This window comes from Corynebacterium sp. MSK071 (assembly GCF_030232125.1).
GTDB lineage: Bacteria > Actinomycetota > Actinomycetes > Mycobacteriales > Mycobacteriaceae > Corynebacterium > Corynebacterium kefirresidentii.
Window position 1 is genome coordinate 29403 of the sequence record NZ_JASPJA010000015.1, and the last position, 14978, is coordinate 44380.

Annotated in this window: 10 protein-coding genes and 1 tRNA gene; 8 read left to right on the forward strand and 3 right to left on the reverse strand. The window is 59.4% G+C overall.

Annotation, left to right across the window (positions count from 1 at the left end; translation table 11 throughout):
- Positions 1-290 precede the first annotated feature (290 nt).
- Entirely contained in the window at positions 291-1217 is a 927-nt protein-coding gene (locus QP990_RS11120) for a PRC and DUF2382 domain-containing protein (protein WP_239208027.1), read from the forward strand.
- A gap of 63 nt (positions 1218-1280) precedes the next feature.
- Here the strand turns inward: QP990_RS11120 and QP990_RS11125 are convergent, their stop codons facing one another.
- Positions 1281-2642, reverse strand: a complete 1362-nt coding sequence (locus QP990_RS11125; protein WP_284799261.1) for a dicarboxylate/amino acid:cation symporter — start codon at positions 2640-2642, stop codon at positions 1281-1283.
- A gap of 356 nt (positions 2643-2998) precedes the next feature.
- On the opposite strand from QP990_RS11125, the gene pcp reads away from it, so the two are divergent.
- Genes pcp through nrfD form a run of 4 tightly spaced genes read left to right on the forward strand, consistent with a single transcriptional unit; the run spans position 2999 to position 9071 of the window.
- Positions 2999-3586 (forward strand): pyroglutamyl-peptidase I, encoded by a 588-nt coding sequence (pcp, locus tag QP990_RS11130; RefSeq protein ID WP_284799263.1) that lies wholly within the window; start codon positions 2999-3001, stop codon positions 3584-3586.
- Positions 3587-3633: 47 nt separating this feature from the next.
- Positions 3634-6900, forward strand: a complete 3267-nt coding sequence (gene fdnG / locus QP990_RS11135) for a formate dehydrogenase-N subunit alpha (protein ID WP_284799264.1) — start codon at positions 3634-3636, stop codon at positions 6898-6900.
- Entirely contained in the window at positions 6901-7959 is a 1059-nt protein-coding gene (locus QP990_RS11140; RefSeq protein ID WP_284799266.1) for a 4Fe-4S dicluster domain-containing protein, read from the forward strand.
- Positions 7956-9071: an NrfD/PsrC family molybdoenzyme membrane anchor subunit gene (gene nrfD / locus QP990_RS11145; RefSeq protein WP_284799267.1), complete on the forward strand. Its 1116-nt coding sequence runs from the start codon at positions 7956-7958 to the stop codon at positions 9069-9071. The genes QP990_RS11140 and nrfD overlap by 4 nt, the downstream gene beginning before the upstream one ends.
- A gap of 186 nt (positions 9072-9257) precedes the next feature.
- Here nrfD and selD read toward each other — a convergent pair whose 3' ends face one another.
- Complete coding sequence (selD, locus tag QP990_RS11150) at positions 9258-10241, reverse strand: selenide, water dikinase SelD (RefSeq protein ID WP_284799269.1); 984 nt, start codon at positions 10239-10241, stop codon at positions 9258-9260.
- A gap of 178 nt (positions 10242-10419) precedes the next feature.
- Here selD and QP990_RS11155 point away from each other — a divergent pair.
- The 3 genes from QP990_RS11155 (at position 10420) to selB (ending at position 13629) form a co-directional block, all read left to right on the forward strand.
- Positions 10420-10514: transfer RNA gene (locus QP990_RS11155), tRNA-Sec, on the forward strand.
- A gap of 79 nt (positions 10515-10593) precedes the next feature.
- Positions 10594-11856: an L-seryl-tRNA(Sec) selenium transferase gene (gene selA, locus QP990_RS11160; protein WP_396127286.1), complete on the forward strand. Its 1263-nt coding sequence runs from the start codon at positions 10594-10596 to the stop codon at positions 11854-11856.
- The gene (selB, locus tag QP990_RS11165) at positions 11857-13629 is read left to right on the forward strand and encodes a selenocysteine-specific translation elongation factor (protein WP_284799274.1); all 1773 of its coding nucleotides are present in this window, start codon (positions 11857-11859) and stop codon (positions 13627-13629) included.
- A gap of 27 nt (positions 13630-13656) precedes the next feature.
- On the opposite strand, the gene QP990_RS11170 is transcribed toward selB, so the two are convergent.
- The gene (locus tag QP990_RS11170) at positions 13657-14748 is read right to left on the reverse strand and encodes a hypothetical protein (RefSeq protein WP_284799276.1); all 1092 of its coding nucleotides are present in this window, start codon (positions 14746-14748) and stop codon (positions 13657-13659) included.
- Positions 14749-14978 lie beyond the last annotated feature (230 nt).

Below are 14978 nucleotides of genomic sequence, written 5' to 3' on the forward strand. Positions count from 1 at the left end.
ATTTTTTAGATTCGGGCCATTTATGGTGCAGAATTCTTAACGTTATGAAAATGTTATTGATTGCTCTGAGCTGCATGAAGCCTTCTCTGGGTGAGTAAAACGGCAAAAATTTCTTGCTGGCGGTCGAAAAATTTTGAATTCTCCGTATGGTGGTTGTCACACCAAGCAAGGTGGTTGTCACACCAAGCAAATAGCGATTCTCACCCCCGCATTCCACATGTGGGGGCAAGAATATGTCCTTTTGATTGGCTGAAGAGAGCTATACCAATAGCAGAAAGGATTTACTGACAATGGGTAAGAACATCAAGGATCTGTTTAACGCAACCGCATACGACAAGGACGGCGAGAAGCTGGGCAACGTTAACGAGGTATTCGTTGATGACCAGTCCGGCCAGCCTACCTTCGTTGAGGTTAACCACGGCCTGTTCGGTATGAACTCCAGCCTCGTTCCGCTGCGCGGCCACGACTTCTCCGGCGATGACCTGAAGCTGGGCTTCTCCAAGGACCGCATCAAGGACGCCCCAGACTTCGATTCCGATAAGCCGCTGACCCCAGAGGCACAGTCCGATATCTTCAAGCACTACGGCCTGGATAATGCACAGGACGTTACCGATTACAAGGACTCCAACCTGGACTCCAAGCGCGACGTTCAGGCTGGCGCTGACAAGGACCACAACTTGGCCGCAGGTGCCGGCGTTGCTGGCGCTGGTGCAGGCGTTGCTGGTGCACACGCTAACGAGAAGAAGGAAGCTACCCACACCACTGATGCGGCTGCTGAGCGTAAGGCTGGCGTTGCCGATAACGCTGCTTCCAAGAACACCGCAGCTGCGCACACCAACAATGACGGCGAGCTCATCCGTTCTGAGGAGCAGATGAACGTCAATAAGGAGCGTGTGGCTACCGGCGAGGCTCGCCTGCGCAAGTACGTTGTAACCGACACCGAGACCGTTGAGGTTCCGGTTGAGCGCGAAGAGGTCAGCGTTGAGCGCACTCCGATCAGCGCTGAAGATGCCAAGAACTACAACGGCACCATCTCCGGTGACACTGAGGAAGCTTCCGTCACCCTGCACGAGGAGCAGGTTAACGTGAACAAGGAAACCGTTCCGGTTGAGAAGATCAACCTGAAGAAGGACACCGTTCGCGACACCGAGACTCACACCGAGGAGCTGCGCAAGGAGCAGATCGACACCGATGGTGTTGATGGCCTCAAGAAGTAAAAGCGCATAGCTAAACGCCCGCAAGGTTTTCCTTGCGGGCGTTTATTATGTTTGAGGGCTTATTTAAGCCTTGGCACCGATGGCTGCGGCCGAGTCGGAATCCATAATGTCTTTGACGCCGCTTTCTGCTGCGTCCCAGGTTGTCTTGTCTTGGATGCCGGCACGTTTAGCAACGACGGTGGCGCACAGTACCTGTCCGGTGACGTTGAGTGCAGTGCGTCCCATGTCAATAATCGGCTCAATGGCCAGCAGGAGACCGACACCAGCCAGCGGAAGGCCAAGTGTAGATAGCGTCAGCGTGAGCATAACCGTTGCGCCTGTGGTGCCTGCGGTAGCAGCGGAACCAATGACGGAAACAAAGATGATGAGCAGGTATTGGGTGAAGTCGAGGTTAATGTCGTAGAACTGGGCAACAAAGATGGCTGCGATGGCCGGGTATACGGAGGCGCAGCCGTCCATCTTGGTGGTTGCTCCTAGCGGAACGGCAAAGGAAGCGTATTCAGAAGGAACACCCATGGCCTTTTCGCTAAAGCGCTCGGTAGCTGGCATGACACCCATGGAAGAACGGGTAACAAAGCCCAGCGAGGTGACCGGCCAAACGCGCTTATAAAAGCCCATGACTGGAATCTTGTTGAACTTCAGTACGGCGGGGTAGACCACGACAAAAACCAGACCAAGGCCCACGTACATGGCCAGCACAAACTTGCCCAGCGAGCCCAAGGCGTCCCAGCCGTAGGTTGCTACTGCCTTACCGATAAGGGCGGCGGTGCCAATCGGTGCAAGGCGGATGATCCACCACAAGATGACCTGGATGACCTTGAGGAAGGACTCGGTAAAGCGCAGAAACGGCTCGGCGGACTTTCCGGTCTTGACTGCGGCGATACCAATGGCCAGTGAGATGACAAGCAGTTGTAGCGCGCCAAAGCTGAGGGATACTTCGCCGTCGGAAAGCGAGGCAGAAAGTCCTACGAAGTTCTGCGGCAGAAGCTGCTCAAAGAACGCGGTCCACGAGCCGACGTGGGAAGGATCCTGCGCAGTGGCGGCATCGACGCTCGTGCCGACGCCCGGCTTCATAATGACGGCAACGAAAATGCCCATCAAGACAGAGAAGAATGCGGTAATGGCGAACCACACCAGTGTGGAAATCGCCAGGGAAGCCGCGTTAGCCACCTTGCGCAAATTGGCGACAGAGGTAACAACAGCGGCGAAGATCAGCGGCGGGATCATCACCTTGAGCAGCTGGACGTAGGCGCTACCGACTCCCGTGAGCAGGGTGGTCAACCAACCGGGGTTGTCTGGGTCAGTATCCATGTTAGAGGCGATGAAACCCAAGATGAGGCCGATGATAAGGCCGGCGATAACTTGCGCGCCGAATCCTGTGGCCCAGCCTGGGAGCCCAGAGCGCGAAGATTCCTGTTGAGACATAAAGGTTCCTTTGAAAATAAAAATGGACAGATCGGACTAGTTTTCAGATACTGTCCTGTTCAACTTCAACTTCGCTCAGTTTATTCCTTCGACGTCTTTAGGAACAAGACGTGGGGATTCTCCCGTGGCTGCGACCTCATCCTTCGCGCTCACCGGGTGGCTTCCTAATACCTGGGGTTCTTTTCCCACTGAGCGCGAGAGGGAGGAGGAATTGCGGTGTGCGCCCTCGGCGCTCACCAGAGCGGGGTGGAAGCATCACCTTTACGCTGCTGGTGAGCGCGAAGGGCGGAGGGGGGGAAGGGCGGAGCGCGAGGTGCAGAGCGAGGAGGGGCTGTGATTTCTGGAATACTGGCGGCATGAAAATCCTCGTGACTGCATTTGACGCCTTCGGCGGAGAAAACATTAACCCTACAGAACAGGCGCTGGAGCAATTACCTGGGGAGATTGGGGGAGCGGAGCTTATCAAGGCGGTGATTCCGACCAAGTTCGGGGAATCCCTGCGCCGAGTAATTGCACTCGCAGAGGAATCATCGGTCGATGCAATTGTGTGCTTGGGACAGGCAGGCGGCCGGAAACATATCACCCCGGAGCGGGTCGCCATTAATGTGATGGATGCCGAAATTCCTGATAACGCGGGTTATCAGCCAGTGGATGTACCGGTCGTAGAGGGTGGCCCAGTGGCGTATTTTTCCACGCTACCGGTAAAGGAAATGGTCGCGGCGATGGAAGATTGTCCTGCGCGAGTGTCGAATACGGCGGGAACTTTCGTGTGCAATCAGCTCCTTTATGGTCTTTTGCATCACTTCGCGGGGACGGAGGTGCACGCGGGATTTGTACATGTTCCCTATATTCAGGAGCAGAACAAAGCGGATAAGCCCATGATGGCGTTAGCTGAGATAGTCGAGGGGATAAAGCGGGCACTCTGGGCGGTGCAGGCTAGTTAGGGTAGCCTTTGTGGCTTTTTGGACCAGCGAAATATAGATTTATGGATATGTCTCGCTTTAGCCCTCTCAACTGGCCGGTTGTGCGCCAGCTGCGCAGCGGCGATCCCTTTGGCAGGGACGTCAATACGCAGTCTCAAAAGAGCAAGGATAAACATGGACGCACCGTGGAAGCGGACCGCGTGGTGCAGTCAGTGTGCCCGTACTGCGCGGTCGGTTGCTCGCAGCGCGTGTATGTCAAAGATGACCGTGTCATCCAGGTAGAGGGTGATCCGGATTCGCCCATTTCTCGTGGGCGATTGTGCCCGAAGGGATCTGCGTCGGAGCAGCTCATTAACTCCGCTACGCGCCTGACCAAGATTAAGTACCGCGCGCCTTACTCTTCGCAGTGGCAGGACCTTGATGAAGATACCGCGATGGAAATGATAGCGGATCGCTTCCTTGAGGCTCGCCGCAACGGCTGGCAGGATGTCGACGATGAGGGACGTACCCTCAATCGCACGATGGGCATCGCCGGTCTCGGCGGTGCGACCTTGGACAATGAGGAAAATTACCTTATTAAGAAGCTGTTTACCGCAGCCGGTGCGATACAGCTCGAGAACCAGGCGCGCATATGACACTCCGCCACCGTTCCTAGTCTAGGAACTTCGTTTGGCCGCGGCGGCGCAACCCAACCGCTGCAGGATATGGCGAATGCGGACTGCATCGTCATTGAGGGTTCTAATATGGCCGAGTGCCACCCAGTGGGATTCCAGTGGGTAGTAGAGGCCAAAAAGCGTGGGGCACGCATCATTCACGTGGATCCGCGCTATACGCGTACGTCCGCGTTTGCGAATCGCCACATTGGTATTCGCGGTGGCACGGATGTCGTGCTATTGGGTGCAGTGATTAACTATCTGCTGGAAAATGAGCTGTACTTCCATGACTATGTGGTGGCGTATACCAATGCGCCGATGATCATTTCGGAGGACTACCAGGACACCGAGGATCTAGATGGTTTGTTTTCTGGCTATGACCCAGAGACCGGAAAATACGTCACGGATTCGTGGCAGTACGTGCAAAAGCCCGAGGGTGCGTCGTGGAATGTGGAACGCGATGAATCGCTGGAGCATCCCAATTCGGTTTTCCAGATTCTTAAGCGCCATTACGCACGCTATACGCCTGAGGTAGTGGAGGAGACCTGCGGTATTGCGCAAGAGGACTTCTACTACCTTGCGGAGTCGATTGCGCAGAATTCCACGCCGGATCGCACCACGTGCTTTGCTTATGCTTTGGGCTTTACTCAGCACACTCTGGGTGCGCAGTTTATTCGTACCGCGGCAATTTTGCAGCTGCTGACCGGTAATGTGGGCCGACCAGGCTCGGGCATTATGGCGTTGCGTGGACACGCGTCTATTCAGGGTTCTACTGATATTCCGACCCTGTTCCACTCCCTGCCGGGGTATTTGCCGATGCCAAGCGTCGACAAGCAAAGCTGGCCTGAGTATGTAGATGGCATCCGCAATGAGTCGCAGAAGGGCTTCTGGCAGATCGGAGAGAACTATGCGGTCTCGCTGATGAAGTCCTACTGGGGCGATGCAGCGACCAAGGAAAACGGGTGGGGTTATGACCTCATGCCGCGTATTTCTGGTGCGCATTCGACCTATGAAACGCTCATGGCAATGCTGGATGAGCAGGTGGAAGGCTATTTTGTCTTCGGCCAGAATCCGGCAGTGGCGCAATCTAATGGCGGCATGCAGCGCCGTGGCTTAGCAGCGCTTAAATGGCTGGTTGTGCGCGATTTCCAGGAGATTGAGACTGCCTCTTTCTGGAAGGATTCGCCGGAGATTAAAAACGGCGAGCTCAAGACCGAAAATATCGGCACCGAGGTTTTCTTGCTGCCAGCGGCAACCCACGTGGAAAAGGCCGGTACCTTCACCCAAACCCAGCGCATGTTGCAATGGCGTTTCCAGGCGGCACCGCCGCCAGGTGACGCCAAGAGTGACCTGTGGTTCTTCTACCAATTGGGCAAGAAGATTAAGGAGCGTCTGCGCGATTCCACTGATCCGCGGGATCTGCCTTTGCAGAAGGTCACCTGGGATTACGTGGAAACCGAGGAAGGCGAGCCGAATTCTGAAGACGTCCTCAAGGAAATCAACGGCTATTACCTTGAGGGCCCGAAGAAGGGCGAGCTTTTGCCTGCCTTCGTGGAGATGAAAAATGATGGCAGCACCTCGGGTGGCTGCTGGATCTACACTGGCGTGTTCAAGGATGGTATTAATCAGTCCGCGCGCAAGGTTCCTGGTTCGGAGCAAAATGAGGTTGCTCCGGAGTGGGGCTGGGTGTGGCCGGCAAACCGCCGCCTGCTCTACAACCGCGCTTCGGCGAAGCCGGATGGCACTCCGTGGTCGGAGCGCAAGAAGTATGTGTGGTGGGATGCTGACCAAGGGAAGTGGGTTGGCGATGACGTGCCGGACTTCCAGGTAAATAAGGCCCCTGACTACAAGGCTCCGGTCGACGCCGTGGGGCCGGACGCCCTCGATGGCACCGATGCCTTCATCATGCAGGCTGATGGCCGCGGTTGGCTCTTTGCGCCGACCGGGCTTTCCGACGGCCCTTTGCCCACCCACTATGAGCCGCACGAGTCCCCGGTACACAATGTGCTGTACAAGCAGCAGCAATCGCCGACGCGTCTGACCATTAAGCGTCCAGATAACCTGTCGCGCCCCGAGCCGGGCGAGCCGGGCGCGGAGGTTTACCCGTTCGTCTTTTCCACGTATCGCCTCACGGAGATGTACACCTCGGGTGCGATGTCACGCCGTTTGCCGTATCTGGCGGAACTGCAGCCAGGCCTATTCTGCGAGGTTGATAAGGCCTTGGCAGAAAAGCGTGGGCTAGAAAATGGAAAGTGGGCCACCATCGTCTCGCCTCGCGGCGTGATTGAGGCGCAGGTCTTGGTCACTGACCGCATGCAGATGATGAAGATCAATGGTGAGGAGTTCCACCAAATTGGTTTGCCGTATCACTATGGCGAGTCCGATTCCACAGCCGTAGCTGGCGATGGTGCCAATGATTTGCTGGGGCTCACGCTAGAGCCGAACGTATTCATTCAGAATTCCAAGATCGGTGCCTGCGATATCCAGCCGGGGCGTCGTCCTCGTGGTGAGGCCCGTGTGGAGATGCTCAAGGAATACCAGAAGCGTGCGCACCTGAACCTAGATTCCGGCAATGATCTACTCACCGTGGATGATTCCTTCACCTATAACCCAGAGCCGCAGCAGCCCGTGGATGCGGACACGCCCGGCGAGAAGGGCGAGGAAAGCGAAGAAGGTAAGTAAATGACAAATCTACTGACCGAGAACGCGAGCCGGCACGGCTACGATAAGTACCGCCGCATGGCCTTTTTTACCGATACCTCCATTTGTATTGGTTGTAAGGCCTGCGAGGTGGCGTGCAAGGAGTGGAACCGCAATCCGGTAGAAGGCTATGACGTCACCGGTGATTCCTATGACAACACCGGTGCGCTGGGCGCTAATACTTGGCGGCACGTGGCCTTCGTGGAACAAAATAATGACCGTATCGAGCACGCCCGCGAGGAGGGAAAGAAGCTCATTTCTTTGGGCATGCCTTCGGTCGGGGCGCAGCCGCAAGAAGTTGATACCACTCCGCCAGATACCGATACCTTCCGGTGGCTGATGTCCTCGGATGTCTGCAAGCACTGCACGCATGCAGGTTGCCTTGATGTCTGTCCTACCGGCGCACTGTTTCGCACCGAATTTGGCACTGTGGTAGTGCAAGATGACGTGTGCAATGGCTGCGGGACATGCGTAGCCGGTTGCCCGTTCGGTGTCATTGAACGCCGCGATGATGGCGGTGTGGCGCTGAAATATGACAAGACCGCCACGGTGGATCACGTGGATAATTCCCATGCCGGCGTCAACGTGTTGAAAAAGCTCAAGCAACTTGCCCCGCAAGGCCCGGACCATACACCGGGCGAGGCGATGCCGATCAAGAACTTGGGCGTGGCCCAGAAGTGCACTATGTGCTATGACCGCTTGGAGCAGGGCGAGCAGCCAGCGTGTTCTAAGACCTGCCCGACCGATTCCATCCAGTTTGGCCCTTATGAGGAGATGGTGGCAGCCGCCAAGGAACGCGTGCGGGTACTGCACGAGCAGGGGATTACCGAGGCCCGGCTTTATGGTGCTAATCAAGACGATGGTGTCGGTGGAACCGGATCCATCTTCTTGCTTTTGGATTCGCCAGAGGTCTATGGGCTTCCGCCTGATCCACGCGTGCCGACGGCGGATTTGCCGCAGATGTATAAGACCGCAGTGAAGGCTATCGGCGGTATGGCGCTGGCCGTGGCCGGTTCCTTCCTGATTGGGGGACGTAAATGAGCAACTTTGATGAGTACCGCCCGCCGCAGCCGGAGCGTCGTAACCGCTACCGGAAATTTGATGGCACCAAGCCTAAAAAGAAGCGCAAGCGCCCAGGCGCGGGCGCGCAGGATGGTTCCAAAGAAGAGCGCATGGCGCAGGATTTCGAGTTCTCGTCCTACTACGGCCGGCCAGTGGTTAAGGCGCCGCCGTGGGAATGGCCAATCGGTGCGTATCTCTTCTTGGGCGGCGTCAGTGGCGGATCAGGGCTTTTGGCCGCCGGCGCACAGGCCGTGGGCAATGCACCGCTGCGTCGTACCACCCGCCTTTCTGCCTTTGGCGCGGCGGCCGCGGGATCAGTCTTTTTGATTCTGGATTTGGGCCGCCCGGAGCGCGCGCTGAATATGTTCCGCGTCTTCAAGGTGACCTCGCCGATGTCTCTGGGATCGTGGATCCTGTCGGGCTTTGCGAGCGCGGCCGCGCTGCCGGCCGCAGCGGAAATGGATGCAGCGACTGGGCATAAGCTGCCCCTGCCTAAGTTCGTGCGCACGGCGCTGCAGAAAGCGGCTGGACCGGCGGGCGCAGTCGCGGGAGTGCTCGGTGGTCCGCTGGCGGGGTATACCGCGGTGTTGCTGTCGAATACCTCGAACCCGGTGTGGAATGACATGAAAAAGCACCTGCCGTATGTCTTCGTTTCCTCGGCAGCGGCGGCGTCATCAGGAATGGCTATGGTGACCACCCCGGTCGAGCACGCAGGTCCTGCCCGCGTGTTGGGCATGGCCGCCGCGGCCAGCGATCTAGCGGCGACCAAGGTCTTGGAAGAAGGCATGGAGCCGGAGCCGCGCGAGGAGCTGCACGAGGGTAAGCCGGGCACGCTGATGAAGGCTTCGGAATACCTCATTGCGGCCGGTGGCGTGGGGAGCATGCTGGCTGCGGCCACAAAATCCCGCGCGGTATCGGTGGCCGCGGGGCTATCGCTATTGGCAGGATCGGCGTGCACCCGCTTTGGTGTGCTCAACGCCGGCCTAGAAGCAGTGAAAAATCCGGAGACTACCATCGGCCCGCAAAAGCGCCGGGCGGAAAAGCGCCGGCGCGAGCAGGGTCTCGACCACGATGTGGTGAGCTCGGACTAGTCCACCTCCTGTAGGGCGGGAGCGAGTTCCGCGCCGATATCTTCCCTGCGTTGTTGCTCGGCTGCGGAGCAATAAAAGTGCCGGTCGGTGGACCCGAATGGGAGGGGAGCATGCGCTTGGCGATGCCCCCTCGGTTGCACACCCCATCAACCCCAGCGCGGCTAGGGGCGCTGGGGAGGAGAAAATTTAGGCCTTGATATAAGCATCGCCCGTGCGCTCGGTGGTGTGGCCGATGACGGGGTAGCCGGGGACCTCGCCGATGAGGAGGAGTCCGCCGGAAGTTTGGGCGTCGGCAAGCAGCACCAGCTCTTCCTCGCTCAAGGAGGTTTCCAGGTGTGGGCGTACCCAGTCGAGGTTGCGGCGGGAGCCACCGGGGATGAATCCTTCCGCCAAGGCCTCCTTCGCGCCGTCGATGGTGGGCACGGCGGAAAAGTCGAGCTCCGCGGCGATGCCAGAGGCGCGGCACATCTTATAAAGGTGGCCGAGCAGGCCGAAGCCGGTGACATCGGTGGCCGCACGCACGCCTGCCTCCACCGCGGCACGGGCGGCCTCGCGATTCAAGGTGGTCATGGAATCGACTGCGGCTTGGGATACCTCGCCGGTGGCCTTGTGTTTATTGTTGAGGATGCCTACGCCGATGGGCTTGGTGAGGGTAATGGGCAGGCCGGGCTCGGCGGCGTCGTTGCGCATGAGCTTTTCGGGCGCGACGATACCGGTGGCGGCCATGCCATAGAGCGGTTCAGGGGCGGTAATGGAATGGCCGCCGGTAACAGAGATGCCGGCTTCGGTGGCTACGTCCATGCCGCCGCGCAAGACCTCGCGCAGCACGTCGAGTCCGAGCTTTTCATTGGGCCAGCCCACGAGGTTGATGGCGGTAACGGGGGTGCCGCCCATGGCATAAACATCAGAAAGCGCGTTGGCCGCAGCCACTCGCCCCCAATCGTAGGGGTCATTGAGCATCGGGGTGAAAAAATCCGCGGTGGAAATAACTGCTAGACCATCCTGGATTTTGACGGCCGCGGCATCATCGCCGTCATCTAGGCCCACCAGTACATTAGGGTCGGCCTTGCCTATCAGGCCCTCGACGGCAGACTCAAGCTGGCCAGCGGGAATCTTGCAGGCGCAACCGCCGCCTGCGGCGAAAGAGGTGAGTCTAATATCTTCAGTCATAGCGCCATTTTACTCATCTCCAGAGATCATCTGGCTGCAAAGCTAAGGCAGGAACCCGCTTGCGGCGGCGTGTGGCGATAGGACAGAGGGCGCCGAGGTGTCGCCTTCGAGGGGCTTGGTGGGCGTAGGGATGACAGGTGTATTGGCACCGGAGAAGGCGCGTGTAAGGTGAGCACACGGAGGCGTACGTGTCCTGGTGGGCGCCCCGGTCTTCAAAACCGGTGAGGCCGAGCATCTCGGTCTGGCAGGTTCGATTCCTGTCCGTCTCCGCCACTCGCGCGCAAGGAGGAATGCCACAGTGCCCACGCCCACCCCTGCAGCCAGCCCCGATCCCCGTCGGAATATTCCCCGCATGGATGACCTGCTCCAGCTGCCAGAAGTAGAAGCCGCGCGACAGCGCCTTGCCGAGCACACCATTCGTGCAATTGTTCAGCGCACAGTTGCCCAAGCACGCCGCGGCGAGCTGCCTATCAACGATATCCCCACAGAAATTGCGCAGCGCTTGGGGCAGAAGAGGGTGCATTCCCTGCGGCCGGTCATCAACGCCACCGGCGTCATCATCCATACCAACTTAGGGCGCGCCCCTCTTCCGATAGCCGCAGTAGAGGCCCTTCATGACGCCGCCTCTTATACCGACGTGGAAATGGACCTTGAGTCCGGCAAGCGCTCGAAAAACCGCGGAGCTGGCGCCACGGCTGCGCTGCTTGCGGCCTGTCCCGGCGCAGAAGATGCCCTCGTGGTCAATAACGGCGCCAGTGCCTTGCTCTTGGCCACTGCCGCACTCGCCCCAGGCAAAGACATCATCATTTCGCGCGGCGAACTTATTGAGATCGGTGCGGGCTTTCGTTTGCCGGAGCTCATCGAGTCCACGGCCACGCGCCTCAAGGAAGTCGGCGCAACTAATCGCACGCATCTGGCCGATTATGAGCGCGCGCTGGGGGAAAATACTGGCGCCATTTTGAAGGTGCACCCTTCTAACTTCCGCATTGAGGGCTTTACTTCTGCAGTCGGGGTGGATGAGCTGCACCGCCTAGCAGCGCAGCACCATACTCGGCTCATTGTGGACTTAGGTTCTGGTTTGCTAAATCATGATCCCGCAGTGCCAGAGGAACCAGATATTCAGGCCCAGCTGCGCGCCGGCGCCGATATCGTCATTGCCTCCGGCGATAAGCTACTCGGCGGCCCGCAGGCAGGCATTTTGCTCGGTACCCAGGAGGCGATTGCTGCGGTGAAAAAGCACCCACTTGCGCGCGCCGTGCGTATAGACAAGCTGCGCCTCAACGCCTTGGAGGCTGCCATTTCCACGCCTTCGAATGCGGTGCAAGATGCACTGCATCTGGACCGGGAGACCCATCGCGCGCGCACGGAAGCGATAGCGGAGGCAGTCGGTGCGCATGTAGTGCCCCACGATGGCCGCGTGGGCGGTGGCGGGGCGCCCGAATACCCGCTACCCGGTTATGCAGTTAGCCTGCCAGAACACTTTGCGGACGCGCTTCGCCACCACGAACCACCGGTGGTAGCCCGGGTGCATCAGGGCAACTGCTTAGTGGATATACGCTGCGTTCCCGCAGACCAAGACGCCGTGGTCATTGCCGCGATTAAGGCGGTGGGCTAGGTGTACGTCGTTGCTACCGCCGGCCATGTAGACCATGGCAAGTCCACCTTGGTGCGCGCACTTACGGAGATGGACCCGGACCGGTGGGAAGAAGAGAAGCGCCGCGGGCTCACCATTGACCTAGGATTTGCCTGGACCACCTTGCCCTCTGGTGCAGATGTGGCTTTCGTGGACGTGCCCGGCCATGAAAAATTCTTGGGCAATATGCTTGCCGGCGTGGGCCCAGCCCCAGTGGTCCTTTTCGTGGTGGCAGCTGATGAGGGGTGGCAAGCCCAGTCCACCGATCATCGCGATGCCTTGCGCGCCCTGGGCGTAGAGCATGGCATTATCGCACTTACCCGCAGCGACCACGCCACCGTAGATCGCACCGCCGAGATCCGTGCGGAGCTGGCAGATACCCCGCTTGCCGACGCCCCCATTATCCCCGTCTCCGCCCCCACCGGCGAAGGCATTGCAGAGCTGCGGCGGGCGCTGGATGATGTGCTTGCTGAAGTACCTGCTCCCGATCCGACAGCCCCAGTGCGCCTGTGGATCGACCGTGCGTTTAGCGTAAAGGGAGCGGGCACCGTGGTCACCGGAACACTCGCTGCGGGCAACTTGCGCGTAGGCGATAGCCTGCAGGTGGTGACAGCTGAGGGCGAAAAGACGGTGGAGATTCGGGGACTGCACAGCGAAAATCGCGCACAGGAATCCCTTGGTCCTGTCACCCGCGCGGCCGTCAACCTGCGGGGAGTAGATGCCGCCGAGATTCATCGCGGCGACGTAGTGCTGAGCCCGGGCGCATGGCGACTGGTGGAGCACCTCGATATTCGCCGCACCTTTGGCGCCGAGCTCGATGGGCTGCCGGATAACCTCGTCGTCCATACCGGAACCGCCGGGGTAGAGGGCCACTTGCGGCCCCTTTCGTCCGATTTCGCGCGCCTTAGCTTGGCTCATCCGTTGCCCCTTCAGCTCCTCGACCGCTTCGTCATCCGCAGCCCCGGCGGCCGCCACGTCGTCGCCGGGGTAGAAGCGGTAGATCTCCGCCCGCCGGAGCTTAACCGTCGCGGTGCCGCCCGCCGCCGCGCAGAAGAGCTCAGCACCCAGGAGTCATTTAGGGATCCTGCCTCCTATCTGCGTCGCGTCGGCTATGCCCGCTTGGATGACCTCGCCCGCGATGGCTTCGATACTGCCGCGCCACCCGCAGGCATCATCGCCTTCCGCGAGTGGTGGATAGCCGCTTCCCAGGTAACGCGGTGGAAGGAAGCACTCAACGATGCCCTGCATGCCCACGCTGCCGCACATCCCTTGGCGCAGGGAATGCCTCGCAAGGCGGCCATGGATGCCCTCGGCATGCGCGACGAAGGATTGCTAGGGCTTGCGATCGCCGCTGCGAAGGCAGAAAGCAGTGAGGGAGTGCTGCGCTTGCCTGGGCAACGGGTGGATCTCGGCGCGGCCGAGCAGGGCATTGCTGCTATCGAGAAGAGACTTAAAGCGGCACCTTTTGCGGCACCGGAGGCAGATGATTTAGCGGAACTGGGCCTGGGTGCCAAGGAGCTTGCTGCCGCTGAGCGCGCCGGGCGCCTGTTGCGTCTTCAGCACGGCATCGTGCTTTTGCCCTCGGCACCAGAGGAAGCGCGTCGGTACTTGGCCGAGCTGGAACAGCCCTTCACGCTTTCTGCTGCCCGCCGGGCCTTGGGGACGACGCGACGGGTAGCCATTCCGCTCCTGGAATATTTAGATGCCCAGCGGATTACTCGCCGCGGGGAGGGAGGCTGCAGAACCCTGCGCTAGCAAGGACACTTTGGCTGGGGCCGGTAGCTATTTGCGGTGGTTTCCTCCGCGGTGGTGGGAAGTCTCGCGTGCTACGCGCCGAGCCCGCACGCGCGCGGATTCGGAAGAATAACGGCCTGGTTCCTCGGCTACTGGGAGCACGCGCCAACTAAAACTCTGCTCGCCAGGGACGGAGGAGACCAATTCTGCAAGCTTGGCGCTGGCTTGAGGCGGCGTGGCCGATTCAGCAGATTGTTGGGGCGAAGCTGGCTGGGACGGCGTAGCGGGCGCGGCTGGTTGTGTGTGCGGTCCCTGCGGGCGACGCGAGCCCGTGGGAAGCGCAGTGACGATGGTCTCGCCGGATACTGTGTGATCCCAGACTTCGGGCTGCGTGGGCATGGATGCAGGCGCGGCGGCAGGAATTGCAGGTTGAGGAGCAGACACGCGCAATGGTGGGACGGCGGGGGAGAAGATTTCCTCGGTGGTGGCGGTATCGGCGGGGATGTCGACTGCAAGCATGCCGTGGCTCGTGTAGGCACGGGCGGACAGTCCCGCCCCGGAGGCACTAGCAGCCTCGAATGCGGCATGCAGACCAGGCAGCGAGGCAATATCGCCGCAGGGGCCGAGAACCATATCGTCGCAGGTAGCTACAGCCGTGCCGGAAAGGTCTTCCAGGGTAACGAAGAATTGTTGAGTACCCATGCGTTGCAGCTGGGGGGAGGAAAGGTCGCCGGCAGCGGCGTCGATAAGTATGCCCCGTCCACCGGCTAGCAGCGCGGTTCCTTGGGGCTGGTCATTGACCGGAACCATCCACGGCCACAAGCCAAGGGACACGGCAACCTCCACCTCGCCGTCAACTACTTCCACTGTGGCAATAGTCTGTGGCTGGGCTAACGAGTTTTTCAAACGCTCTAGGGCGGGATACTCCGCGGCTTCGACCTCGTCCAAAAAACCTAGGAAGCCGAAGTCTGAGCGGATGCGCCAGCCGTTGGTGTAGGTATCGGGCTCTAGGGAGACATCGACAAGCGCTGCGTGCTCGGCCACGCCAGGGATACTCAACGCGGTGCCCAGCACGGGGTGCTCAAGGACTGCGACATGCTCCACGCCGAAGTAACTAGTCGCGAGCGGGTAAAGCGCCATAGAAAGTCACTCCCAAGGTTAAAGGCCGGTAAACAATGCTGAGCCCATTTTACGCATATGGGGGTAAGGCTGATGCCAGCTTTATATCCAGCGAGTTTTTATTAATGTGTAGACAGCTCTTTAAAAGTGACGCCTGAAAATAGAATAGGAGTAGGCGGAATCAAGCGGTGGATGCGCCACGCTTGAATAGTTCGTTAAGTATTTCACGTGGGGTTGCGCCGCCGAGGATT